This is a genomic window from Chthoniobacterales bacterium, assembly GCA_035274845.1.
GTDB lineage: Bacteria > Verrucomicrobiota > Verrucomicrobiia > Chthoniobacterales > UBA10450 > AV80.
Genome location: DATENU010000010.1, coordinates 157,848 through 183,957, shown reverse-complemented (window position 1 = coordinate 183,957; position 26,110 = coordinate 157,848). Strand labels below are relative to the sequence as shown.

The window sequence follows — 26,110 nt, the reverse complement described above, 5'->3', positions numbered from 1 at the left end:
GTCACTCGTCACATGTCACTTTCTTCACTCCGTCCGTAATGCTGTCATCGGATCGATCTTGGTGGCGCGGCGCGCGGGCAGCCATGTCGCGATCAAGCCGGCGAGCGTCAGGACCATTGGCGCAACGGTGAACGCAAGCGGGTCAAGCGAACTGACCTGGTAGAGCAAACTGCCCACGATTTGTCCGGTCACGAGCGCGAGCAGCAGCCCGAGCACCAGTCCGGTCGCCAGCATGACGGATCCTTCCCGCAAAATCATGCGCTGCACCGTGGCGGGTTGGGCGCCGAGCGCCATACGAATGCCGATTTCACGTGTGCGGCGCGCGACGGAGTACGCTTTCACCCCATACAAGCCGACGACCGCGAGCCCGAGCGCGAGGGCGCCGAAGACGGAAAACACCGCCGCCCCAGCTTTAATAAGCCAGAGCTGCAAATGGCCTTCGAGGAGCTGCTCGAATGTCTGGATTGAGAGGATCGGCAGTGCGGAATCGACCGAGGCGATGGTGCGGCGCAACAGAGCCGCGGCGTCCGCTTCGCCTCCGCGCGGAAGCGGCGAAAATTTTACCAGGAAGTAGATGTCACTCTGGAACGAGCGCGAGAACGGAACGTATATCCAATTCACCGACTCTGTATCGGTGAAGGCGTCGGGCGTGTGCGGCACGATGCCGATCACTTCTAGGCTATCACCGGGCGCGATGTCACCTTTCGCCTCCGCAGCACTGGCTCCGCTCCGGCCGTCCTCTTCCGCTTTCGGCCCATTCTCTCGTGCGATTTGCAGTCGCTGGCCCAAAGCATCACCTTCGGGCCAGAGCTTTTTTGCGAGGGTCTCATCTGTAATCGCGACCGCTGGTCCGCCGGACTGCGTCGCCTCGGCGGTGGTGAAGATGCGGCCGCGCAGCAGAGGCAAGCCGGCCGTCTTGAAATAGTTCGCGCCCACGCTGGCCCACCTGGACCACCCGGCGTCATCTGCCAGCCCATCAGCTGCGGGAGCAGGTTTTGCATCCGGGGGCGGTTGAAAACCCGCCCGTTGCACGCGCCTGCCGGCCGAAAACATGCCAAACGGCATCGTCGCGGAAATGCTGGCGCTTTCCACGCCGGGCAGCGCCGACAACTTCTCTTCGACCGTCCGATAAAGCTCCTGGGCACGCGCTCGACCATATCCGCCGAGGCTCGCATCGACTTCGACCAGGAATGTGCGCTCCATCTTCAGGCCGGTGTCGATATTGACGGCCTTTCCGGCGCCGCGAATGAAAAGCGCCGCGGCCGTGACCAGCGCGAGCGAAACAGCGAACTGGACTACGACAAGCGGATTGCGCGGCAGAAATTTCCAGCGGCGCACGACCACGTCTTCGCCCGCATGTTCTTTCAGGTCGTCGAGCAGGGCGGCGCGGGACAGTTTCAGCGCCGGCCCTAACGAGAAGCAGACTGTTCCAATGACGGAGAACACCAGAGTCGCGGCGACGAGCATTGGATTTGGACCGCCGAACCAGATCAGATCAATCGGCAGGATTTGACCCAGCGACGCGACCAGCAGGTCCGACGACCAGAGCGCGAGGATAATCCCGGCGGCGCCACCGAGCACCGCGAGGACGAGTCCTTCGGTGAGCAACTGGCGAACGATCCGACCGCGACCGGCGCCCAGCGCGAGACGAATAGCAATCTCCTTCCGGCGCGCTGTGCCCCGAGCGAGGAGCATGTTGGCGAGATTGAGCGAAGCGACCAGGAGCACGACTGCCGACATACCGAAGAGGAGGGCGGCGAGCGCGGAGAAGACCTGGATCTCTCCATACGGGGTGTTGCTTGTGCTGAAGCGCGGCAAGGGGCCCGCGATAAATGTTTGATCTCTCTGCTCGACTGGGAAGGCCTGCTCGAGATTCATGGCGATGCCTTTAAGCACCGCCTCCGCCGCTTTTTTGGTTACGCCCGGCTTCAATCGCCCGACCAGCATCAAATGCCGGCCGGCCCGGTCACCGAACGCGGTCCTATCAGCCGCTTCGAAGGCTTTCATGGCATCTTCGCGGGCGCCGAGCGGCAACCACACCTCGGTTCCAAAGAGGTGCATCGTGCCGGTGAAACCCTCCGGCGCGACGCCTACGACCGTGAAGGGGCGGCCGTTCAGCGTGATCTGCGATCCGAGAATGGCAGGATTTCCGCCGTGCTTTTTCCAATAGTTATAGCTCACTACGGCGACTCGCGTGCCGCGGCCCGGCGTTTCTTCCTCCGGCAAAAACGCGCGGCCAAGCACGGGAGCCACCCCCAGGACGGAGAAGAAGTTTGAGCTCACCACATTCCCGATGGCGCGACGGGTGTCGCCCTTGTCGCCAATCCCGATTTTCACCATCTGGTAGGCCAGCACGTCGTTGAAAGCCGTCCTGTCCTGCCTGATATCGAGGAAATTGGGATAGGAAAACGCGCGGAAACTGTTCGGGTTTGTCTTATCCTGCGAGTAGATCTTCAGCACTTCCGCGGGGCGCGCATAACCTGGCGACGCGAACAGAATCGTGTGGACAAGGCTAAAGACCGCGCTGTTGGCGCCAATTCCGAGCGCGAGCACGGCGATGGCCGCGATCGTAAATCCGGGCGTTTTCCAAAGCTGACGAAACGCGAAACGAAAATCCTGGATCATGGAAGGTCTTTCCTCAGGTCACTCGTCACACGTCACTCTCTTCACTCTGTCCTCAGCGCCTGCATCGGATCGATCCGCGTCGCGCGCATCGCCGGAACCAGACAAGCGAGCGCGGCGACGGCGCAGATGAAAAGCGCCACGCCGCCGTAGAGCCACGGATCGCGCGGGCTTACCTCAAAAAGGAGCCGCTGCATCAACCGGGTGACGGCCAGCGAAAGTCCAACGCCGACGACCAGTCCAACGATCGAGAGGCGCAGGCCCTCCTTCATCACCAGCCCAATCACGTCGCGGGTTGCGGCGCCGAGCGCGAAACGAATTCCAAATTCGTTTGTCCGCTGGGCCACGCCATAGGCGATGACGCTATAAATTCCCATCCCGGCGAGAGCCAGCGCGAGGCCGGCGAATCCGCCGAGGAGATACATCATCAGCCGGCGATCGGCCGAAGCATTGGAAAGCAGTTCAGTGTAGGATTGGACCTGGTCGATCGGCAATCCCGGATCGAGCGAATGAACGGCCCCGATCAACTCCGAGCGCAGGCTCGAAGCCGGACGTTCGCTCCGCACGATCACGCTGAGGAACGCGCCGTCGATTTGGGCGGCCGGATAATACATTTCCAGTCCCGGCGGCAGGGATAGGTTCTCCGCCCGCACGTCGCCGGAGACGCCGACGATCTCGCGCGGGATCGAAGCGATCCCGGTAATCAAACGCCGGCCGATGGGGTTTTCGCCGGGGAACAATTTCTTCGCCATCGTTTCGTTGATGATCACGACGAGCGGAGCGTTCGGGCGATCCTGCCAGGTGAAGTCGCGGCCTTGTTTGATCGGAATCCCGAGGGTTTCGAAAAAGCCGGGGCTGGTGGTGGAGCGCACCGCGAGAGGTCGATCGCTCACCGCTGGCACCGGCCGGCCTTCCACCGCGGCGGGCGACCGCGTGTTGCCGTTATCGGAGGCGGGAAGATTCGAGCCGGCGGAGGCGTTTGTGATGCCGGGGAGCGCCTTGATCTTGTCGATCGCGTTTTGGAAGAACAAGGCCTGGCGTTCCTCATCCGGATAAGAGCCGGGCGGCAAACCGACGAAGAAGGTCGTCACTCCCTGGGCGCGAAAACCGGGATCGACGTTTTGCAGACGCCGGAAACTGTCGACCAGCAAGACCGCGCCGACGACGAGGACGAGCGAGAGAGCGACTTCGGCGATGAGCAATCCGGCGCGCAAGCGCCCTGCCTGGCGTCCGGTGCTGCCGCGCGAGGAATCCTTCAGCGAATCGATCGGATCGCTTCGCGACGCGTGGAGCGCCGGGACCAGGCCGAGGATGATGCCGGTGATGAGCGAAAGGCCGATCGCAAACAGGAGCACGTTGACGTCGAGCGAGATCTCACGAGCCCGAGGCAGGAAGTCTTCCACGACCTTTTTCAGGAGATCGAGTCCCCAGATTGAGAGCAAGACTCCCAGGACGCCCGCGATTGCGGCGGTTAGAATGCTTTCCGCCAGGAATTGGAAGATGATGCGCGCCCGGGTCGCGCCAAGCGCGGTCCGGATGGCGATCTCTTTCCGGCGACCCATGAACCGGGCCAGCATCAGATTCGCGACGTTGGCGCAACCGACCAGCAAAACGCAGCCAACCGCGGCGAAAAGGGTAAGCAACATCGGACGCTGGCGGCCAACGAGATCTTCATGCAGCGAGACCACGCTCATCCCGGCCTTGGCGTCCACCTTGTCCGGCTGCGCCGTTTGGTAACGGTGATCGACGATCCGCATCTGTTGCTCGGCCTGCTCCTTGGTCACTCCCGGCTTCATTCGGGCGAGAATCGTGAGATAACCGGTGCCGCGGTCTCGGATGTCGGCCGGTATTCCCTCCTGGTCAAACACGCGCGGGATAAAAATGTGGGTTTGAATAAACGGAAACTTCAGCGAGGCCGGCAGAATGCCGATGACGGTGTAGGGCACTCCGTTGAGCGTGACTGATTGCCCGAGGATGTTTTGGTCCCCGCCGAATTGTTTTTGCCAGAACGAATGGGTAAGAACCGCTACATTCGCACCACCGGGCTTGTCTTCCTCCGGCGTGAACATGCGGCCAAAAAGCGGCTGGAGTCCGAGCGCGCGGAAAAAATTCTCAGTGATCCGAACGCCGTTGACGTTCTGCGGTTCGCCCCGGCCGGTCATGGTGAAACCGGTAAACGACTGCGCGGAAAACTCCGTGAAGCTCTGCTGTTGATCGCGCCAGGCCTGGAAACGCGGCCAGGAAACATTCGCGCGATCGAGCCCGCGTTCCGGGAATGAACCCCAGACGCGGACGAGCTGCTGCGGCTCCGGATAGGAGAGCGGGCGCAGAAAGAGGGTGTTGATCGCGGAAAAGAGGACGGTGTTCGCGCCAATCCCGAGCGCGAGCGCGACGACGGCGATAATGGTGAAACCAGGCTGGCGAAGCAGCTGGCGCAGAGCGTAGCGGAAGTCTTTCATGGGAATTTTCGATTTTCGGTTTTCGATTCAATTGGTTCATCTCGTCACATGTCACTTCTTCTTCATTCGGTGCGCAGAGCTTCGATTGGGTTCACGAGACTGGCGCGGCGGGCGGGAATCAGGCAGGCCAGGAGCGCCACGAGGGCGAGCACGGCTGAGGTTGCGCCAAGCAGGACGGGATTGTGGGCCGAAACTTCGTAGAGTTGCGCGGTGATCAATCGGCCCAGGCCAAGAGCCGCGCCCACACCCAGGACCAGCCCGATGACTACCGGACTCATGCCCTGCCTGACGACCAGTCGCAGAACATCCGCAGTCTGCGCGCCAAGCGCCATCCGCACCCCGATCTCGCCCGTCCGTTGCTCGACCGTGTAAGCGACCGCGCCATAAATCCCGACCATCGCCAGGACCAATGCGATGGCCGCGAACACACCGAGAAGAGTCATCATTAACCGCTGTTGGATTAATGACTGGCCGATAATCTCGTTCATGGTCTGCGGCTGAATGATCGGCAACGCCGGATCGACTTTCGCCAGGGCATTCTTAACCGTACTGGTCGCTGCCTCCGGCTTGAACGCCGTCTTGACCGTGACTGCCAGGAATTGATTCGAGCGTTGCGGCCAGGGCCGGTAAAACTCAATGTCGTTCGCCTGTTCCAAACGAATCGAGCGCACGTCGCCCACAATGCCGATCACTTCAGCCGGCAGACCGGTGTTGTTGTCGGTGCCGAAGAATATCTGTTTCCCGATCGGATCTTCGCCGCCCGGATACAATTTCTGCACGGTCGACTTGCTCAGGATGACCACGTTTGGTTTGTCGAATCCATCGCGCTCGTCGAAATCGCGGCCCGCGAGCAACGGAATCCCAAACGTTTTCATGAATCCCGGCGACACGCTGCGGGTCAGGCCCAGCGGACGTTGATTGACCGCCACCGGGTTGCCATCCACCCGCGCGTAGGGCGAACGAGACTGGCCGCCGCCGAGCGGCACTCCATCGCCGGCTGAAGCTAGCTCGATTCCAGGCGAGTTTTTCAATTCCGCCAGAAGGCGATCGACAAAGAGAGCCTTGGCGGCGGGATCGGGATATTGCCCCGGCGGAAGGCCGATGAAGCCGACCCAAAGGCGTTCCGGATTAATTCCTGACGCCTGCTGGCTAAGGCGCACGAAACTCGCGATCAGTAGCGACGCGCCGGCGAGAAGCACAACCGACAATCCCACCTGCACCGCGACGAGGCCGCGACGAAATCGTTGTTGGCCGCGACTGCCGGTCATGGCCCGCCCGCCATCCTTCAAGCCATCGACCAAATCGGCGCGGGAACTTTGCCAGGCCGGATAGAGACCCATGGCGAACCCCGTGAGGAGCGAGAGACCGAGCGTGAAGAGCAGGACCGGCGTATTCAACGACAGGCTGGCCTCGAGCGGGAAATTACGCCCGGCGAGTTTTGGAATTACCGAAACAACCCAAAGCGCGAGACAGGTGCCGACGACGCCCGCGATCAAACTGACGAGGACGCTCTCAAAAACGAAAAGGCGGACGACGCTGCCGCGCGACGCGCCCAGGGCCATCCGTAACGCAATCTCACGACGGCGGCCAGTGAACCTAACGAGCAGTAGATTGGCGACATTGCTGCAGGCGATCAGCAAAACGAACCCGACGGCACCGAGCAAAACGAAAAAAGGCTGGCGTAAATTGCCAGTCGCATCCTCCGCGGCGGTCTTAACCACCGGCGACCAGCTGTTATCTGCCGCTTCCGGCCGGGCTTCCCGATAACTCTTTTGCAGAATCTGGAGAGGGCCGACGGCCTGATCCGCCGTTACTCCCGGCTTGAGGCGACCGACCACGCGCAGAAAACTTACGCCGCGCATCAGCCGTTCCTGGGTCAAGCCTGGCAGCTGGAACGGTTTGGCGGTGAAGACGGCGGCGTCGCGTCCGAACCAGGCGACCGGAAGATTCGGGAGCACACCGATGACCGTCGTGGCGACGCCGTTCAGATTGATGTTGCGCCCGACCGCCTGCGGATCGGAGTTCAAATATTTCCGCCAGAAATTCTGGGTGACGAGCGCGACGTCGGCTTTCATTTCTTCCTCGGGGAGAAAAGTCCGGCCCATGATCGGGTGAATGCCGAGGGTATCGAAATAGTTCGCGGTCGTATTGGCGCCGAACAATTGAATCGGATCGCCTATGCCGGTGAGGATGTAGCCTGTGCCCGTGTCCGCCGCGAAGCTGGTGAAGATGGTTTGTCCATCGCGGAAATGCCAAAAACGCGGGACGCTCATTGGCAATTGCGAGAGATTTCGCTCCTTCGCTTCGGCCTCGAGAACCACGAGACGATCTGGGTCCTGAAACGGCAGGCCTTTCAGGAACAGGTCGTTGATTAGACTAAAGATGGCGGTGTTCATCCCGATGCCGAGCGCGAGGGTGACTACGGCAAGAAGCGTGAACGCGGGAGACTTCAGGAGTTGGCGGAGAGCGAAGCGGAGATCGATCATAAGAATTTTCGATTTTGGAATTTCGATTTTCGATTGGAGAAGTTCATTGGGCGCGGAGAGCGAGGAGCGGGTCGACGCGGGCGGCGCGGCGGGCTGGGAGATAGCTGGCCAGGAGCGCGAATGCGCCCAGGACCGTCACGACCGCGGCGAAAGTGAGCGGATCGGCGGAAGCGGTTTGGAAGAGCAGGCTGTTGATGGTGCGGCTCAGGGCGACGGCGAGGATCAAGCCGATGGTGAGGCCAATCGCGGCGAGCCGCGTGCCGTCCCAGACGATCATTCGCAGGATGTCTTTTCCTTCGGCGCCCACGGCGAGGCGGACGCCGATCTCGGACGTTCGCTGGCTGACCGCATACGACATCACGCCATAAATTCCAACCGCCGCCAGGAGGAGCGCGAGCCCGGCAAACGCCATCAGCAGAGACGAGCTAAAGCGAATCTGCGCCATCGATTTCGCGACCCACTGCTCCATCGTCCGCACTTCAGAAACCGGCTGGTCTTTGTCCATGGCATGGACCTGCGCTTCGACTGGTTGAGCAAGCCCGAGCGGATTGCCCGCTGTGCGGACAGTCAGTGTCATCAGGCTGTAAGCGAGCTGTGGATGGGGCCAATAACCGAACGGTTTTGCCGACGAAGCGAGATCAACCGCGTGGGTGTTGCCGACCACGCCGATGATTTCCGTCGGCACGTTCTTCTCCAGCATGTTGATCGTGACGCGTTTCCCGATCGGGTCCTGGTTTCCGAAATATTGTTGGGCGAACGCGTCATTCACGATGACGACGTCGCGTTTCTCCTGCATTTCCTCCTCGGTAAAAAAGCGGCCGCGGATGAGTGGAATCTTGAGAGTGCGAAAGAAACCGTTGTCGCAAACCGTGACGTCGATTGTTTTGCCCTGGCCCGGAGCGGGCGGCGGTTCGCCTTCAATCGTGAAATCCGTCCCGGCGCCGAGACCAGCCATCGGGAGATAGCTGATCGCGCCCACGGATTGCACTCCGGGAAGAGTGGCGACGCGCGCAGTCAGCTCGCGAAAGAAGCGGATCCGCGCGCCGTCATCCGGATATTTCGCGCGGGGCAATTGCATCCGCATGGTGAGGACGTTGGCCGGATCGAAACCGGGATCGACCTGGCGCATCGAGGCGAAACTGCGGAGCATGAGACCGGCGCCGATCAACAGCACGACCGCGAGCGCGATCTCGGCGATCACAAAAGCGTGGCGCAATTGTCGATGGCGCAAGCCGCCGCCGATCTGGCGTCCGCCCTGGGTAAGGGCCTGCTGAACATCGGCGCGCGATCCTTCCAGCGCCGAGGCGAAGCCGCAGCCCACCGCGGTCGCAATGGAGATCGCGCCCGTAAACGCGAGGACCGGGTAGCTGAGCGAGAGATGACCGATTGCCGTGAGATCGATCGGGCTCAGGGTTTCGAGCAGGGCAAGGCTCCATTGCGCGACCAGCAAGCTGACGAGTCCCCCGAAAATTCCGAGCAACAAACTTTCCGTCAGCAGTTGTTTGACGATCTGCCCGCGGGTCGCGCCGAGGGCGGATCGAACCGCGAGCTCGTGTTTGCGAGCGGCGCCGCGCGCGAGAAGAAGGTTGGCCACGTTCGCGCAGGCGATAAGAAGCACGAACGCGACGGCGCCGGACAAAACCAGCAGGGCCGGACGGATTTCTCCTGATAATTCCTGGCGAAGCGGCACCACTTTCGTGCTCCAACCCGTGTCGAACTCGGGCAATTCCTGGGTGACGCTGGAGTAGATCGAACGCATTTCGTTGCGCGCGCTCTCGACGGTTACGCCGGGCTTCAGCCGGCCGATGACGGTAAGGTAACGGCCTTGCGCCTGGCGGGCCTCCGGTCCGAGAACGTAGGGCCACCAAAAGTCGACCGGCTTATTCACGAGCGAACCGGCCTTCAAATAGAGACGCACCGCAGGCGGCATCACGCCGATCACTGTTTGCGGTTTTCCCTGCAACTGAATGATGCGCCCGATGATCGATTGGTCGGACGCGAAACGCCGCTGCCAAAGTTCGTAACTCAGGATGACGACCGACGCTTTCGGGTCTGCGCTTTCCTCTGCCGTGAAAGCGCGTCCGAGAATCGGGCCAACGCCGATCACGGAGAAATATTCCGCGGTGACGTTTTGCGCGATCAGTTCCTCCGGGTTGCTCCCGTCGGTCAGGTTCGCGCGTGTCTCCGCGTAAGCCGCCATGCTTTCGAACGAAGTGGCGCGTTCCTTCCAACGAATGAAATTCGCCGGCCCGACGACATTCGAGACGCCCGGGCGTTTCACGTTTGTCTCCCAGATGACTGCGATGCGGTTGGCGTCCCGATAGGGCAAACGTTCCAGAAAGACCGCGTTAACAACCGTGAAAATCGCGCTGTTCACTCCGATCCCGAGCGCGAGCGTCAGAACAGCCACGAACGTAAAGCCCGGCGATTTCAAAAGCTGTCGGAAAGCAAAGCGTAGGTCGTTCATGGGTATTTTCGATTGGCGGAATTCATTCGGCGCGAAGAGCGATGACGGGGTCGACTCGAGAGGCGCGGCGCGCGGGAAGCCAGGAGGCGAGGGCGACGCCGGCGGAGAGAACAGCCGCGGCGCCGAGCCAGATCAGAAAGTTGGCTGATGGAATCTCGGGCCATTCATGTTGCGCGACGCGAGACGTGGCCCAGGCCGCGATACCGCCAGCAACAAATCCAATGGCGAGAAGCCGTGCGCCCTGACTCGCGACCAAACGAATGATGGCGGACGTGGTTGCTCCCAAAGCGAACCGAACGCCGAACTCGCGTGTCCGCCGCGCCACTTGCAGAGCGAGCAAACCGTAAACCCCAATACAAGCGAGCAGTAATCCCAGGACGCCGAAAAGCGCGACGAGAACGAAAAGAAATCGCTCCGTGACCCATGTCTCCGCCGCCGCGGCTTCGAGGGAAATCATGGCGTAGGCCGCGAGGCGTGGGTCGGCGCGGGTTAGCGCAGTCCGCAAAGAGCCTTCCAAGGCCTTCGGTTCGCCGGCGCTTTCGACGACGTAAGTCATTTCGTCGCCGCCGATCGTCAGCCAGCGGGACAACGGGATCGCCACGGTCCCGACCACTTCCCCATCATGCGGATCGACGATGGCTTTTGTGTCGGCAACGACGCCGACGACCGTGTACCACGGCCTTGGATTATCGAGCCGTCCATGCTTGACCCGTTTTCCCAGGGGATCCTGGCCGGGCCAAAAACGGCGCGCGAACGCTTCGTTCACGATGCACACCTGCGGCGCGTCCGCGGTGTCGGTCTCGGCGAATTCGCGGCCGCGCACCAGCCGTTGTCCCACCGTCGAGAAATACCCGGGGCCGGCTCCGCGCATGTAGGCGAGGTAAATCCCGCGCGGCTCCGGCGGCTGACTTCCTTCCGGAACACAGCTCATCAAATCGCGGGCCGCTTCCATCGGGGAAGGCGCCGTCACCGCTGCCGATCGAACGCCCGGGAGATTTCGTAATTCGGCGACGGTCTTCTCGATCGTCCGCATGCGGGAGTCGGCGGAGTCAAAAAGCCGTTCCGACAGCATCGAGTTGAAGACAATGCGACGATCGGTGGCGAAGCCCCACGGTTCGTGGACAACTTTGCGGAAATATTGCGTCAAGCTCAGGCTGCCCATGAGCAACACGGCGGCGATCGCGATTTCGAGCACGATGAGTCCGCCGAGCAATCGTTTGGTCCCGCGATCGAGGGTCGCGCCGCGGCCGATGCCGCCGAGCGCGCTTCGCAAATCCGCGCGCGAGGCGCGCCACGCCGGCAGCAACCCAAAGCCGACGCCAATCAGGAACATCGCGCCGGTTGCGAAAGCGAAGACCGGCCAATCGAGCCGCACCCCGTAATCAAATTCGCGGATCGCGCTGCCGGTGGCGTCCGTGCCCTCAGGGCTAAGGGCGACGAGTGCAGGCGTGAGCCAACCGGCGATAAGTAATCCAACAAGCGTACCGAAAGCGGCCAGTACCAGCGCCTGCATCACACCCTGGCGAATAAGCCGGCCGCGCGTCGCTCCGATCGCGGAGCGCAACGCCATCTCGCCGTCCCGTTCAACCACCCGGGCGAGCATTAATCCGGCGAAGTTCGCCGCGGCCACGAGCAACGCGCAGAGTCCGGCGCCCGCGATCAAAAGAAGCTTCGGACGCAGGTTCATGACAAAGCTGTCGCGCAGCGGGATCAGGTAAGCGCGCAAGGCGTTGTTCTTGTCGGGCGCGGCCTGGTTGATTGCGGCGCACATGCGACGGCCGGCCGCATCCGCCTGCTCGAGCGAAATTCCCGGACGCAAGCGGGCGACGCCATAGAGATAGTGGTTCGATTGCGAATTGGCCGCAAAGCTCAACCCAATCGGGAGCCAGAATTGGGCGCGGTACGGATGGCGGAAGGTCTTCGGCATCACGCCGACGACTGTGTAAGGCGCGTCGTCGAGCTTGAGCTTCAGTCCGATAACATCTTCGCGCCCGCCAAGATTCCGTTGCCAGAAATCGTAACCGACGATGACAAGGCGCGGACCGCCCGGCTGATCTTCGGCCTCAGTGAAATTGCGTCCGCGAGCGGGCTGGAAACCGAGGACCGTCAGGAAGTTCGAGCTGATCCGGGCCGCCGGGAAACTTTGGGTAGGCTCCCCGGCATTCGAGACAGTCACGCTGGCGCCGGTGGCGACACCGATTCCCTCAAAGATATCGCGGCCGTATTCGCGCCATTGCTGCACGGTTTTCTCGGCCAGGTTCAGCGCATTACTTCGCGCCCCGTTCTCGTCGAACGTTTCGTAGACGCGGACGAGCCGGTCTGCATTCGGAAAAGGCAAGGGACGCAGGAGCGCGCTTTCGATTACCGAAAAGATGGCGGTGTTCGCGCCGATGCCGAGCGCGAGCGTGGCGATCGCCACAATGGCGAAGCCCGGCGATTTCCAAAGCTGGCGGAAAGCAAATCGTAAGTCGTTCATCATCTCGTCACTTGTCACTCGTCACATGTCACTTCCCCTTTCATTCGGCGTGGAGGGCGACGATGGGATCGACGGCGCTGGCCCGGCGGGCGGGCAACCAGCAGGCCACAAAGGCGACCAGGGTCAGGGCGAGCGAGAGAAGGACAAACGTAATCGGATCGCTCGCGCTAATTCCGTAGAGCAATGAGGCGATGAGTCTCGTCAGGCCAAGCGAGGCCGCGACTCCGAAGATGACGCCGGCGGCCACCAGCGTCATGCCCTGGCGCAGGATCAACCGCAGGACATCGCTCCGTTGCGCGCCGAGCGCGATCCGGATTCCAAGCTCTCGCGTCCGTTGAGCGACCGAATACGAAATCACGCCATACAAACCGACCGCGGCCAGGATCAGCGCTGCTCCCGCGAAAATGCTGAGCAACATCATCGTGAATTTTTTCTGGAGCAACGTTCGCGCGATGATGTCGTTCATCGTCCGCGGATTACCGAGCGGCACCGACTTGTTCACGCTCCAGACCGCCTGCTGCACGGCCGGCAGGAGCGTCAGCGAATTTTCCGGCGTGGTCCGGACGGCGATGAAAACGGAGGGCCATAATCCCTGGCCGAGCGGCTGGTAAAGTTCAGGCCGAGGCGCGGTTTCGAGGGCAAGATGGCGGACATTGCCCACCACGCCCACGACCTGAAGCTTTTCGTTTTTCGGCCCGTAGTTCTCGACGTATTGGCCGATCGGATCTTCGCCGGGGAAAACGTCCTTGGCGCATTGTTCGTTGATGATCGCGACGCGGGTCGAGTCCTTCGTGTCGTGCTCGTTGAAATTGCGGCCGCGGACGAGGGGCATGCCCATGGTCTGGAAATAATCCGCCGTCGCTACCCGGATGTCGGCGTTGTCCTGTTTTGTGCTGCCGGGCCGGTTGAAAGTGCGGGAACTGTTTCCGCCCGAGAATGGAAGCCGGCTCACGGCGGCGACGTGCTCGACCCCTGGAACGGTCGCGGTCTGTTGCAGAATCTGCTGATAAAATTGGACCTGTTGATCGTCATTCGCCTTCGCCGAGGCGCCGATCGTGAAGACCAGGAGACGGTCGGGATCAAATCCGGGCGCGACCTTCGTCAGGTTGGCGAAGCTCTTGATCATGAGCCCGGCGCCGATCAGGAGAACGAGCGACAGGCCCACTTCCGTCGCAATGAGGAACGCGCGCCGTCTGCTTCCGCCGGCCGTGCTGCCGCGCTCACCCTGTTTCAAGGACTCGGCCGGGTTGCCCGAAGCGGAGGTGATCGCAGGGGCGAGCCCGAACAGGATGCCGGTCACAACCGACACCACCAGACTGAAGGCCAGGACCGGGCCATTGAGACCGATCTCCTTGAAATTGCGCAATGCCGGCGGCGCCATCGCCATCAGCAACGGGATCGCCCACGCGGCGAGCACCGCGCCGATCGCTCCCCCGATGACCGCGAGGAGCACGCTCTCGGTGAGCAATTGCCGGATCAGGCGCGACCGGCTGGCTCCCATCGCGGCCCGGATGGAGATCTCGCGCGAGCGGGTGGCGGCGCGCGCCAGCAAAAGGTTCGCGACATTCGCGCAGCCGATGAAAAGGAGGAAGCCGACCGCCGCGAAGAGAAGGAGGAGCACGGGACGAATTCCGCCGACGACATCCTCGTGCAACGGCGTGACGCGAATGCCGACATCCTGGTTGTCGTTTTGGTATTGCTGCTCGAGCCGGCGGCTGATCGCGTCCATCTCGGCGCGCGCTTTCTCGAGGGTGACGCCGGGCTTCAAGCGCGCGAAGACGTCGAGGTAATTGCTGCCGCGGATCGGGCGCGGGTCGACATTCGGGCGGAGAGAATTTGTCGGGATGCCGAAGGCGGATGGCACCCAGAGTTCGCCGTAGCCGTCCGGCAGATAATTCGGCGGCATGATGCCGACGACCGTGTGCGGCTCGTCGTTGAGCGAGATTTCACGGCCAATGATGTTGCGATCGGAGCCGTAACGCCGCGCCCAAAGTTCCGAGCTGAGGACGACGACGTGGCTGTGTCCCGGCTGTTCATCCGACGGCAGCAGGGTGCGGCCGAGGATCGGCGAAACGCCGAAGAGCGGGAAGAGGTTCGACGTCGCCATCGTGCCGCGCACGCGTTCCGGCCGGTCGCCATCGCTCAGGCTGAATTGCTCGCCACGCGAAGCCGAGACCTGGGTGAACACGTCATTCTGCGCGGCGTAATCGATGTAATTGGCCGGCGCAAACGCGCCGCCCGGCGTGCCGGTGCTGCGCTGGGTTGGATCGAGGACCAGGATTTTTTCCGAATCGGGATACGGCAACGGATGGAGAAGCACGCCGTCGATCACACTGAAGATGGCAGTCGAGCTGGCGATGCCGAGCGCAAGAGTAATGAGCGCGGCCAAAGTGAAGCCCGGATTTTTCAGCAGCATCCGGACGCCGTAGCGAAGATCGTAAATCAGGGTGGTCATAATTATTCCGCTCGAAGAGCGACAATGGGGTTGACCCGGCAGGCGCGGCGGGCGGGGAGCCACGCGGCCAGGATGGTGACGACGGAAAGGATCAGGCCGACCATCAGGTAGGTCTGCGCATCCAGCGGCGAAACGCCGAAGAGAAAGCTGCGAATGACGCTGGCGGACGCAAGGACAGCGAGGGCGCCAACGACGATGCCGATGCCAAACAGCCGCAGCCCGTGGCCCATGACTAACCCACGGATGTGCGCGGGGCGCGCTCCAAGCGCGAGCCGCACCGCGATTTCTCGCAGTCTCCGCGTCGCGCTGTAAGCCAGCACCCCATACAACCCGACGGCAGCGAGGAGTAACGCAAGCCCCGCGAAGATCGTGAGCAGGAACGAGAGCAGCCGTTGCGTCGCCCATGTTTCGGCCACGCGTTCTTCCATCGAACGGACATCGAAGACTGGCTGAGTTGGATCGAGCCGGGCGACGATATCGCGAATCGGTTTCTCGAGGCGCTTCACGTTGCCGGAGCCCCGGACGAGCAGAGTAAGATTCGTGCGGCCAATCTGTGTTTCCGGAAAGAAAAACGCCGGGGTCGGCATTGCGTCGTCGTAGCCGCGCATCTTCAGATGTGGCACAACGCCGACGATCTCGTAAAGCCGCTGACCGCCTTCGACCACATCCGATTCCGTATCAACCATCAGCCGCTTCCCGATCGGATCCTGGCCCTTGAATGTCGTGTCGGCCAGTAACTGGTCGATAATGACAACCGGCGGCGAATCGACGCGATCGCGTTCGTCGAAGGTTCGTCCGCGAATCAGGTTTATTTTGAGGGTGGCGAAATAATCGCCCTGCACGACTTCATAATCGGCCGACGGTTGCTGGCTGGGATCGGTCGGCGGTGCGCCTTCCGGCATGAAACTGAGCTGCCAACCGCTGAGCATCGGCGGGTTTGCAGAGAGGGCCGCCCTTTGCACTCCCGGCAGCTTGCGGACTTCGCCGAGCAAACTGTTCGTGAAATTTAAGATCGGCTGCAGCTCCGTATATTTTGTGAACGGCATTTCGATTCGAACCGTGAGCATGTCCTGCGGATCGAAGCCGAGCCGCGTCGACTGCATTTTCGCAAAGCTCTTGAGGACAAGGCCAGCCGCGGTCAGGAGCAACAACGTCAACGCCACCTCGACGACCACGAGCCAGTCGCGGCTCCGGCGCGCAGATTTCGTTTCCGAGCTTCCATGCGAGCCGGCTTGGAGCGCGGTGTTGATGTCGGTCCGCGCCGCCTGCCAGGCGGGCCAGAGTCCGAACAAAATCGTGGTTAATGTCGCCAGGAGAAAAGTGAACGCCAACACCCGCCAGTCGAATCCGATCCCTTCGAAGCGCGGCGCGCCAGCCGGAGCGAAAGCGACGAGAGCGTCTCGTCCCCAGGTGGCGAAGATCAATCCGAGCGCGCCGCCGATTGTGGAAATGACAAAGCTCTCGAGCAATAGCTGGCGCACGATCTGGCCGCGCCCGGCACCCATCGCTGCGCGAACCGCAAACTCCCGGGCGCGTGCGGCCCCACGCACGGCCAGGAGATTCGCTAAGTTCGCGCAGGCGATGAGCAAAACCACCGCAACCGCGCCCAAAAGCAGGGCGAGGCTCGTTCGGTAATTGCCGAGAAGATTGTCGAGGAGCGGACGGACGTTTGCTCCCACACCGGTGTTGGTGGCCGGATAAACTTTTTCGAGACGGGCGGAGATTGCTTTTATCTCGCTCCGCGCCTGTTCGACTGTCACGCCCTGCTTGAGCCGGCCCCAGCCGAAGAACATTGGGTGATTGGCCCGGTTCTGCCACCCGGGATTCGCCGCGCGGCGCATCACCGCGAACCACGCGTCAACACCGTGCGGCGAATCCATCTCGCGCGGCATAACGCCAATGACCGTGACCGGGGTGCCGTGAAATTCCATCGGCTGCCCAACGATTTTCGGGTCGCGATGAAAGACGCGGTCCCAGATCCGATCGCTGATAATCGCGAGCGGCGGTGCACCGGGCTTGTCTTCATCTTCGGTAAAGGTCCGGCCGAGCTGCGGCTGCAGACCGATTACGCTGAAAAAATTGGCGGTCACGTACGCGACGGAGATTCGCTCCGGTTGCCCGCCGGCAAGGCCGCCGATGTTGCGCGACTCCAACCGGCTCATCGCGAGATGCTCAAATGACTTGCTGTCGTTACGCCAGTCGACGTAATCCGGCAGCGCGATCGACGTGTCGGTGCCGTTGATCACTTCGTTCAGATAAACGAGCCGCTCCGGTTGTGGATACGGCAGCGGCCGAAGCAGAACGTGGTTAACCACGCTGAAGATGGCGGAGTTCGCACCGATGCCGAGCGCAAGGGTGAGCACCGCGATGATGGTGAAGCCGGGCGATTTCCGGAGTTGGCGGAAGGCGAAGCGAAGGTCGTGCATATTAATTTTCGATTTTCAATTTTCGAATTTCGATTGGCAGATCAGGTGGTCCATATGTCCCCAAAAGCTCGTTTGAAATTGGCGCCGAGAATTTTTTCTACGGCCGCGGTCTTGTGGCCGCGTTTCAGGAGCGCGTCGGCAATCAGCTCCATTTTCCGCGGCGTGTTGAGGTCCGGGATGTAGGTCGGCCGATCTTCGCCCGGAGCGGCGATCCCATCCGCCTTCCGCTTTTCGGTGTCCTTCTTCATCTCCGCCAGGTCGCTCTCGCCGACTTCGAAGAAGGAAACGTCACTTCCGATCCCGACATGGTCCTCGCCGCAAACCTTGAGGGCGTGCTCCAGGTGTTGGAGGTAATCGTCGCGCATGGGCTGCTTCGGCGAAGCCGTGATGTAGGGCAGCATGTAAATGCCCACGACGCCTCCCTTGTCCGCGAGCGCCTTGAGCTCCCGGTCCTCCTTGTTTCGCGGATGCTGATAAATGGCGCGGCAACCGGCGTGGGTGATCAGCGGCGGCTTGCTCGAAGCGGCGATGCCGTCGGCCGTCGTTTGGGTGTTGGAATGGCTTAGGTCCAGCGCGACGCCAAGCTCATTCATCTTCGCGATCGCCTGCCGGCCGAGGTCGGTCAGCCCATCCGTCTCGCCGTCGAGGCAACCGACTCCAAACGGCGTGCGCCGATTGTAATTGAGCTGCATCACTCGCACGCCGAGTCCGCGAAAAGTTTCGATCCGCTCGATCTTGTCCTCGAGCATGGCGGCGGATTCGAACGAATAGATGACGCCGAGTTTTTTCTCGGAACGCGCCCGATCGAAATCGGCGGCGATGCGCACTTTGAGAAAGAGCTCGGGCCGCTTCTCCATGAGCTGGTCCGCCTTGGCGATATCGGCCACGGTGCTGGCGAAATCGCCCATGGCGCCGCCGAGCGTCGCCTTGACCGCGGTAATCCCGGAGTCGCGGATTCCCTTCGTGATCTCCTCCTGGTTCGGCCGGGTGAGCAGCCAGCCGATCGAGGCCAGCGCGTTCCCGTCGAGAATGAAGGAATCGCGATAAATCTTCGCGGCCTCCGCCGATATTTTCGCGTCGTCCGCCGCCCAGGTCAAAATGGGCGTGAGCGCAGCGATGGCTGCGGCGCCGCCCAAAGACCTCGTAAATTCACGACGTGTCACCATGGCGTTCATTCGGCCCGGAGGGCCGCCACCGGGTCCGCCTTGGTGGCGCGGAGCGCCGGGAGGAGCGCGGCGAGCAGGCCAATAAGGGCGAGAACGACAGCCACGCCGGCGAAAACAATCGGATCGTAGGCTTTCGTTCGAAAGAGGAGCGTTTCCATCAAACGCGCGACCGCGGCGGCCGCGAGCAAACCGATCACGAGCCCGAGAGCGGTCAGACGCGCGCCCTGCCCGAGCACGAGCCGCAAAACGTCGCGCACCTGCGCGCCCAGCGCGTAGCGAATGCCGAACTCGCGGGTGCGTTGCGCGACGCTGTAGGCGATGAGGCCGTAAAGGCCAATAGCCGCGAGCAGCAACGCCAGGACCGCGAAGAGGCTGAAGAGCGTGAGATAAAGTTGCGGCTGAGTGAGGCTCGATTTCACGAGCGACTTCACTGGCGCCACGTTCGAGATCGTTTGCTCGGGATTGAATTCCCAAATCGTGCGCTGGATCGTTTGGGAGAGCGTCTCAACTGGAAGCGGCGACCGAACCAGCAGGGTGGCGAACGGAATGCCCCGCTGGTTCAGGGTCGCATAAGCTTGATAAGGCGTGACCGCGTTCAAACCATTCCGCGGGACGTCGCCGACCACGCCGATCACTTCGAGCGCGGTCGGATTCGGTTGCTGCCGGCTCGGCGGCAGGATCAACCGTTTTCCGATGGGATCCTCGTTCGGGAAAAATTTCCGGGCCGTCGAGTGACTCAGAACGATAACTTTCGGCGCGTTGTCGTTGTCCTGTTCGGTGAACAAGCGTCCCGCGATCAGTGGAATGTGCATCGTCGCGAAATAGGACGTGCTCACAGAGTCGTAGAACGCGGGCGGCAGTTTCGCGCTGTCGTCCGGCACCCCGGAGATCGAGAAAGTCGCCGGGATTCCCCACGTGAACGGCATCGTCTGGGTCAATCCGACCGATTCTACTCCCGGCACCGCGCCGATCCGTTCGAGGACCTGGTGATAGTAATCGGTCCGCTTCGGGCCGGTATCGTAACGAGTCGGCGAAAGCGTCAGCACCATGCTGAGCGTGTTCTCGATCTGGATGCCGGGATTGACCCGAACAATGGCGCCGAAACTTTTCCAGACGAGCCCCGCGCAAACGAGCAGGACCAGAGTCAGCGCGATCTGTCCGACGACAAGCGCGCCGCGGAGCCGAACCGACTGCAAACCGGAGGATCCTTTGCTGCCTTCGCGCAAAGAATCGATCGCTTCGACACGCGTTGCGGAGAGCGCCGGAAACAGACCGAAAGCGATGCCGGTGATCAGCGCCGTCAAACCGGTAACCGCGAGCACGGTCGTGTTCAGGGCGATCTCGTCGCCGCGGGGAATCCAATCGCGGGAGAGCGAGGCCAGCAGCAGATCCAATCCCCAACTCCCGACGAGGACGCCGCCGATTCCCCCCATCGTCACGAGCAGAAGCGACTCAAGCAGGTGACCCCGCGCGATCGCGGACCGGCTTGCCCCGAGCGCGAGGCGAATGGCGACTTCCCGCTGCCGCGTGGACGCGCGGACGAACTGAAGCCCGGCGACATTCGCGCAGGTAATGAGAAGAACGAGCAAGGACGCACCCACCACCAGCAGCAAACCTTCCCGATAACTGCCGATGACGTCATCGCGCAGCGGGCTGATCGCGAAATCCCAGCCTTTGTAGAATTTCGGATCGTTCTGGGCCAGGCGCGCGGCGATCGTCGACATCTCTGCCTGGGCGGTCGTGTTGGAAATTCCCGGCTTCAATTTTCCCATCACCCACCAGAAACGCGCGTTCGCGACCGCGTTCTCCCCGCCTTCATTGGGAAAAATCCGCCAGAGCGAGGCGACCCCGAACGGGTCCTTGAAGGTACGCGGCATGACGCCGATTACCTCGGTCGGCACATCGTTGAGGGTAACCGACTGACCGACGACTTCGCGCCGGCCGCCGAATTGTTTCTGCCAGAGGTCGTAGCTCAGGACGACCGTCGATTTTGCGCCGCCGGCTGCGTCTTCGCTCGTGAAGGTCCGGCCAATCAGCGCCTTTTCGCCAAGTGCCTTGAAGTAATCCTGCGTGACCAGTCCGCTGCTGAGGGACGTCGGTTTTTCGATCCCGGTCAGGTTATCGTAGTTGTAACGGGACCCGCCGAGGGCTTCGAACGAGGTCGCCTGCTTTTCGACGTCGCGGAAGCCGGCAGGAGCGAACCCGATGCCTTTCAGATTTTCCTGGGGATTGCGCGAAGTGACCGTCACCAGCCGGTCGGCGTCCGGATACGGCAGGGGCGAAAGCAGGACCGCGTTGACGACCGTGAAGATGGCGGTGTTGGCGCCGATGCCGAGCGCGAGGGTGAGCACCGCGACCAGGGTAAATCCCGGCGATTTCCGAAGCTGACGAACGGCGTAGCGGAGATTCATGAAAATTTCCGATTTTCGAATTTCGATTTTCGATCGCCGTTCATCACATCACTGGTCACATGTCACTCGTCACCGCTTCCCGTTTTTGTTTATTCAGCGCGCAGAGTGACGATTGGATTAACGCGGGAGGCCCGGCGGGCCGGCAGCCAGCAGGCGACGATGGCGGCTACGATCAGCACAAAGGTGACGACCGCGTAGATCAGAGGATCGTTCGCGTTCACCCCGAAGAGCAGGCTCCGAATCACGCGCGAGAACGCGACCGCCCCGACAAAGCCGACGACCAGACCCACGATGAGCAGCCGCATTCCCTGCCCCAGCATCATCATCCGGATTTGCGAGGGCATCGCTCCGAGCGCGAGCCGCACGCCGATCTCGCGCATCCGCCGGAGACCGTTGTACGCCATCACGCCGTAGAGGCCGACGATCGCGAGGGTGAGGGCAAGAATTGCAAAGCAGGCCAGGAGAAAACTCATCAGCCGTGGCGTCGCCCACGTTTCCTCGACGCGTTCCCGCATCGTCTTGAAATCAAACGCCGGCTGCGAGGCGTCGAGCGACGCCACGATGTCGCGCACTGGTTTCTCGAGCGACTTCGGGTTGAGCGTCGTTCGCAGGAGAACAACCATCCCGTTCGCCGAAATCTGTTTCGCCGGCAAATACGCCTGCGGCAGGATCACCGTCTCCTCGAATCCGTAAACCTTCAGGTGAGGCACCACCCCCACGATCATCCGGTCCTCGTTCTCACCTTTCTCCCCGGTGTGCATCCGGATGTGTTTGCCGATCGGGTCCTGCCCCTGGAAATAGCGATCGACGAAGAGCTGCGAAACGATGATCACCGGCGGCGAGCCTTTCTTGTCCATCGCCTCGAACGCGCGCCCGCGGAGCAGCGGCGTCTTGATCGTTTGGAAATAGCCTTCCGTTACCACCGCCATTTCGGCCGACGGGAACTTGCCGGGTTCCGGTTCCTGCATTCCCTCCGGCACGAACGACGTTTGCCAGCCGGTCATGAGCGGCGGGTTCGAAGCGATGGCTGCGTTTTGGACCCCGGGGAGTGCCGATAATTTCTCCAGCAGCGCCTGCTGAAAATTCCAAACCTTGTTTTCGTCCGAATAACTTGGCTCCGGCAGATCGACTCGCGCGGAGAGAAGCAGCTGCGGATCGAACCCGAGCCCGACGTTGCGCGCATTCGCGAAGCTCTTCAGGACCAGGCCGGCGGTGCTCAATAGAATCAGGGTGAGCGCGACTTCCGCGATGACGAGCAGGTCACGCGAACGTTTCGCGCCGGCCGTTTCCGAGCTGCCGTGGCCGCCCGATTTCAGGGCGAGCTGAATGTCGGCGCGGGAGGTATGCAAAGCGGGCCAGAGCCCGAAGAGCACGCTGGTCACGAACGACAAGGCGAGGCTGAAAACGAGGACCCAGCTGTTGAGCGCGATGTTTTGGAAGCGCGGCACTCCCGGCGGCGCCAGCGCCACCAACAAATCCCGGCCCCAGGCCGCGAGACATAACCCCAGCCCCCCGCCGACCAGCGCGAGCGCCAGGCTTTCGATCAACAATTGCCGGATAATTTGCCAGCGTGATGCGCCCACCGCCGCGCGGACTGCGAACTCTCGCGCGCGCGCCGCGCCCCGCGCCGCGAGCAGATTCGCCAGGTTGGCGCACGCGATCAAAAGGACCAGCGCTACCGCGCCAAGCAACAGGCTCAGGCTGCCGCGATAATCTCCCACCTGGTTTTCGAGTAACGGCGTCACCGTTACGCTCACGCTCGTGTTCGACTTCGGATATTGCTGGGAGAGTCGCGCGGCCAATTCCTTCATCTGCGCGAGCGCTTTCTCAGCGGTCACGCCTTCCTTCAATCGCGCCCAACCGAACAGCCCGGGGTGATTGTCCCGCGTTTGCCACATCTCGTGGTCGGTCCGGCGGGTCAGCGGGAACCAGACTTCCACGGTTCGCGGCGAAAACATCTGCGGCGGCATCACGCCGATAACCGTGTAGGGCTGGTTACCAAAGTTGACCGATTTGCCGAGGATGTTCGGATCGCGGTTGAAGACGCGGGACCAAAGTTTGTCGCTGATCACACAGACGGTGGGTCCGCCAACGCGATCCTCTTCCTCGGTGTAGACGCGGCCGAGCTGCGGCGAGAGTCCGATGACTTTGAAAAAACTGGCCGTAACCAGAGCACCGGAGACCTGTTCCGGCGCGCGGCCTTCCAGCCCGCTCATATTATAGGACTCACGTCGCGAGACGCCCAGTGAGTCGAAAACCGTCTGGTCCCGCTTCCAATCGACATAATCCGGCCACGCCACGGAAATCTGCGGCTGGTTCTGGTCCGTCTCCGTCAGGATGACGATGCGATCGCCCTGCGGATACGGAAGCGGCTGGAGCAGGACCGCGTAAATGACACTAAAGATCGCGGTGTTCGCCCCGATGCCGAGCGCCAGGGTGAGGACCGCGATGAAAGTGAACCCCGGCGTCTTCCGGAGCTGGCGAAGCGCGAAGCGGAGGTCGTTCATGGCGCCTCCGTCTATTTCGCCGCGACTTCGGATGAAGAAGGTTTTATCGAGATGCTGCCCGCGCCCGAACGGAGCACCAGCGATTTCCCTCCACCGTTTATTTTTCCTTTCATGGAATCGCGATCCGTCCGGGTGCCGGTAAAGGGCAGGTCGCTGGTCACGCGCCCCGAGCTTGTTTCCGCTTCCACATCGAGACCGGCATCGAGAGGAACCATGACGTCGATGCTGCCCGCCGAGGTTTCCAGGTTCACGTCACCGGGCACAGGCGACTTCAATTTTGCGCTAATCGATCCGCCGGAGGTGCGCCCAAAGATTTTGCCGTTGATGTTTTCGAAGGCGAGCCGGCCGCCGCTCGTTTCCACCTTCGCGTCGCCGGCGAAATTCCGGACCACGATGGATCCGCCGGAGGTCCGCGCCTCGAGGGAACCGCTCCCCTCGACCGCTTCGATCCGGCCGCCGCTGGTGTCCACTTTAAGAGGGCCATCGCATCCGTTCAGCTCGATGCTGCCGCCGCTCGTCGTCGCGCCGGTCGGGCCTTTCAGGTGGGTGAACTTCAGTTTCCCGCCGCTCGTGTCGGCGCTCATGGTGCCGGCGATTTCGGCCACCATGATCGTTCCGCCGCCGGTGCGCAGTTCTGAGTTAAAACTTTTCGGCACCCGAACGGTGTAACGCGCGTCCATACTGCAGCGCCCCGACCAGTTTAGGTTCTTGTCCTTACCCTGCCGGCGGGCCCGCACCGTGATGGTGTTGCCTTCTTTGCTCACCGTCACCGGAGCGGAGGCGAGATATTCCTTTTCCTGCGCTTCGTTGTCGGAATCGATCTTCCGATGGGCGGCCACGGTTATTTTGTCGTCCGCGCCGGCGGCAACATCGATGGTTCCGAAATCGACATCGACAATAAGTCGGCCCCCGGGCGCGCCATCGAGCGATTGGCTGACATTTTCTTCCGACGAGGCGAAGACGGCGGTGGCGCCGAGAACGAGCAGGAACAGGATGCGAATGATCATAGGGCTAGTGTGGTTGAGTTGAGAAATCGGCGATTCACATCGGAATTCGGACTTCAACCGAACCCCCTTTGCATGCCCTATGCCACGCCCTAAACGTAAGTTCTTTCTACCTATCGGACAGCGGTTTATGGATTATCGAGCTGCGTAACTCGGCGCTCTTTTTTCCCGTCGTCGGGATTTCACCGTCCCATTTTCGAAACGCTTTCTTTGCCATGATTATCCCTTTGACCCAACCCGCACGAATGAGACGATTCTCATCGGTGATAGTTGTTCACATCTATTCCCTAATAGTGAAAGGATTGGGATAGAGATATGTCGAAAATTCTCTGGGAGATATGGGCTCACATCAAAGACGCCCTTTCGCCTATATTTATTAAGCGCACTCGCGGGGGACGGATTGTCTTTGCCTTTCTCGCAATATTTTATCTTAGCGACAAGTTCGACAGCGTCGCCTCCATCTTCGCAAAGGTGAGCAAAATGGGTCCGGTCTGGAAATTTGTTGTTGATGTGATGCAATCACCGGTCTTGCAGATAATTTTATTCTTGGCGGGAGCCATTTGGATTGGCTATGCGGCTCTCCGCGCGCATCCGGACAACTTCCCTGTTCTGACCGAAGAACGTCGAAAAGAACTAATGGCCGCGAACAGAGAAGCGTTGTCTGATCCTGTTGCAACGCCCAGCATACTTGACGCCCCTGGTCCCTGGCAGTCTGCAATTGGACACTCGGCATCCTCCCACTCCCGGCTCAAGAAAATCGACGACTGCGCTAGAGAGGCAGCAAAATTACTCAGAGACGACGGTACCGGAGCCAAGGAGCTTTGGTCTTTCAACGCAATCTGTCAGGCTGGTGCTGACCAATTAGACGACGATGAAGCGGTAAAGGCGGTCTGCGAGATTTTAGTGGGACATGGCTACCAGCACCCCTTTTACGGGCTGGATAATCACGTTTCTCAAGGTGAATGGCTCGATTTTGTCAAAGCGGCGACTCACCGAAGCCTGCAATTGGTTATGAGTGGGGATTATCTACTTCTGGCCGAGCAATGGCCTAAAGAACGCGGTAGGGCAACGCCAACAACTCCGATTCCAAGTCCCATGATGGTGATGGGAATCGTCCTTAGAAACCACGGCATAGGACACCATGGAATCCGCTCGGTAAACCTGGCGTACAATAAATTGAGAAAACTGATAACCGAAGGCGAGGAAATGTTACAGAGCTTTGAATACAGCACTGCGTCGCTTTCGCAGGAAACAATTACCAATTGGGGTCAGCGCCTTATATCGGTTGCCGAAACGTGCGCGTCGATTAGAGAATTGAAGCAGTTAAAGGACGATTATCACAACCGACATATCGGGGTCGGAGAAATGCTGCCTTATGAATTAGGCAAGCCGCCCGAAACATACCCTAGAGTGGAAGAGCTGTTTTCTAAGGTGAAGATTGCTAGGGCAATAGCAAAGCGGCTTGAAGATGAAGATCAAGGTTAAGCGGCCTTCGTTAATTCCGCGTATGGCAACTTCTCAGCCTTCACTAATTTCAGGAGCGTATCGCGGAACAGGAATTTGTTCTCTCGATTGTTAAACCGATGCTCAAGCTCATCCAAATAGGCGTCGAGATGCTTCATCGAAAGCTG

13 protein-coding genes are annotated in these 26,110 nt (G+C 61.2%); 1 reads left to right on the top strand and 12 read right to left on the bottom strand.

From position 1 onward, the window contains the following. Positions 1–24: 24 nt before the first annotated feature. The 11 genes from VJU77_06090 to VJU77_06040 form a co-directional block, all read right to left on the bottom strand. The gene (locus VJU77_06090) at positions 25–2,625 is read right to left on the bottom strand and encodes an ABC transporter permease (protein HKP02920.1); all 2,601 of its coding nucleotides are present in this window, start codon (positions 2,623–2,625) and stop codon (positions 25–27) included. 41 nt (positions 2,626–2,666) lie between these two features. Further along, positions 2,667–5,081: an ABC transporter permease gene (locus VJU77_06085; protein ID HKP02919.1), complete on the bottom strand. Its 2,415-nt coding sequence runs from the start codon at positions 5,079–5,081 to the stop codon at positions 2,667–2,669. Between the two features lie 62 nt (positions 5,082–5,143). Next, a complete protein-coding gene (locus tag VJU77_06080; protein ID HKP02918.1) occupies positions 5,144–7,567 on the bottom strand; it encodes an ABC transporter permease in 2,424 nt (807 codons plus the stop codon). Positions 7,568–7,610: 43 nt separating this feature from the next. Next, complete coding sequence (locus tag VJU77_06075) at positions 7,611–10,034, bottom strand: ABC transporter permease (protein ID HKP02917.1); 2,424 nt, start codon at positions 10,032–10,034, stop codon at positions 7,611–7,613. A 22-nt stretch (positions 10,035–10,056) separates the two neighbouring features. Then, positions 10,057–12,528, bottom strand: coding sequence for an ABC transporter permease (locus VJU77_06070; protein ID HKP02916.1), 2,472 nt, complete (start codon positions 12,526–12,528; stop codon positions 10,057–10,059). A 22-nt stretch (positions 12,529–12,550) separates the two neighbouring features. Next, positions 12,551–14,965 carry an ABC transporter permease gene (locus VJU77_06065; GenBank protein HKP02915.1) on the bottom strand — a complete coding sequence of 805 codons (2,415 nt, stop codon included), beginning with the start codon at positions 14,963–14,965 and terminating at the stop codon, positions 12,551–12,553. Positions 14,966–14,967: 2 nt separating this feature from the next. Then, positions 14,968–17,391 (bottom strand): ABC transporter permease, encoded by a 2,424-nt coding sequence (locus VJU77_06060; GenBank protein HKP02914.1) that lies wholly within the window; start codon positions 17,389–17,391, stop codon positions 14,968–14,970. 41 nt (positions 17,392–17,432) lie between these two features. After that, positions 17,433–18,557 carry a membrane dipeptidase gene (locus VJU77_06055; GenBank protein HKP02913.1) on the bottom strand — a complete coding sequence of 375 codons (1,125 nt, stop codon included), beginning with the start codon at positions 18,555–18,557 and terminating at the stop codon, positions 17,433–17,435. Between the two features lie 5 nt (positions 18,558–18,562). Beyond that, complete coding sequence (locus VJU77_06050) at positions 18,563–20,968, bottom strand: ABC transporter permease (GenBank protein HKP02912.1); 2,406 nt, start codon at positions 20,966–20,968, stop codon at positions 18,563–18,565. An 89-nt stretch (positions 20,969–21,057) separates the two neighbouring features. After that, on the bottom strand, positions 21,058–23,475 hold the full coding sequence (locus VJU77_06045; GenBank protein ID HKP02911.1) for an ABC transporter permease: 2,418 nt from the start codon (positions 23,473–23,475) through the stop codon (positions 21,058–21,060). Between the two features lie 11 nt (positions 23,476–23,486). Beyond that, positions 23,487–24,482 (bottom strand): DUF4097 family beta strand repeat-containing protein, encoded by a 996-nt coding sequence (locus tag VJU77_06040; protein ID HKP02910.1) that lies wholly within the window; start codon positions 24,480–24,482, stop codon positions 23,487–23,489. A gap of 312 nt (positions 24,483–24,794) precedes the next feature. Here VJU77_06040 and VJU77_06035 point away from each other — a divergent pair, with 312 nt between their 5' ends. Next, positions 24,795–25,964: a hypothetical protein gene (locus VJU77_06035; GenBank protein HKP02909.1), complete on the top strand. Its 1,170-nt coding sequence runs from the start codon at positions 24,795–24,797 to the stop codon at positions 25,962–25,964. Here VJU77_06035 and VJU77_06030 read toward each other — a convergent pair. Next, on the bottom strand, positions 25,961–26,101 hold the full coding sequence (locus VJU77_06030; GenBank protein ID HKP02908.1) for a hypothetical protein: 141 nt from the start codon (positions 26,099–26,101) through the stop codon (positions 25,961–25,963). The genes VJU77_06035 and VJU77_06030 overlap by 4 nt on opposite strands. Positions 26,102–26,110: the final 9 nt, after the last annotated feature.

Bases quoted from the DNA above. Each gene is read 5' to 3' on its own strand.
- VJU77_06090 (HKP02920.1), bottom strand. From the start codon at position 2,625: ATGATCCAGGATTTTCGTTTCGCGTTTCGTCAGCTTTGGAAAACGCCC.
- VJU77_06085 (HKP02919.1), bottom strand. From the start codon at position 5,081: ATGAAAGACTTCCGCTACGCTCTGCGCCAGCTGCTTCGCCAGCCTGGT.
- VJU77_06080 (HKP02918.1), bottom strand. From the start codon at position 7,567: ATGATCGATCTCCGCTTCGCTCTCCGCCAACTCCTGAAGTCTCCCGCG.
- VJU77_06075 (HKP02917.1), bottom strand. From the start codon at position 10,034: ATGAACGACCTACGCTTTGCTTTCCGACAGCTTTTGAAATCGCCGGGC.
- VJU77_06065 (HKP02915.1), bottom strand. From the start codon at position 14,965: ATGACCACCCTGATTTACGATCTTCGCTACGGCGTCCGGATGCTGCTG.
- VJU77_06060 (HKP02914.1), bottom strand. From the start codon at position 17,391: ATGCACGACCTTCGCTTCGCCTTCCGCCAACTCCGGAAATCGCCCGGC.
- VJU77_06055 (HKP02913.1), bottom strand. From the start codon at position 18,557: ATGGTGACACGTCGTGAATTTACGAGGTCTTTGGGCGGCGCCGCAGCC.
- VJU77_06050 (HKP02912.1), bottom strand. From the start codon at position 20,968: ATGAATCTCCGCTACGCCGTTCGTCAGCTTCGGAAATCGCCGGGATTT.
- VJU77_06045 (HKP02911.1), bottom strand. From the start codon at position 23,475: ATGAACGACCTCCGCTTCGCGCTTCGCCAGCTCCGGAAGACGCCGGGG.
- VJU77_06040 (HKP02910.1), bottom strand. From the start codon at position 24,482: ATGATCATTCGCATCCTGTTCCTGCTCGTTCTCGGCGCCACCGCCGTC.
- VJU77_06035 (HKP02909.1), top strand. From the start codon at position 24,795: ATGTCGAAAATTCTCTGGGAGATATGGGCTCACATCAAAGACGCCCTT.
- VJU77_06030 (HKP02908.1), bottom strand. From the start codon at position 26,101: ATGAAGCATCTCGACGCCTATTTGGATGAGCTTGAGCATCGGTTTAAC.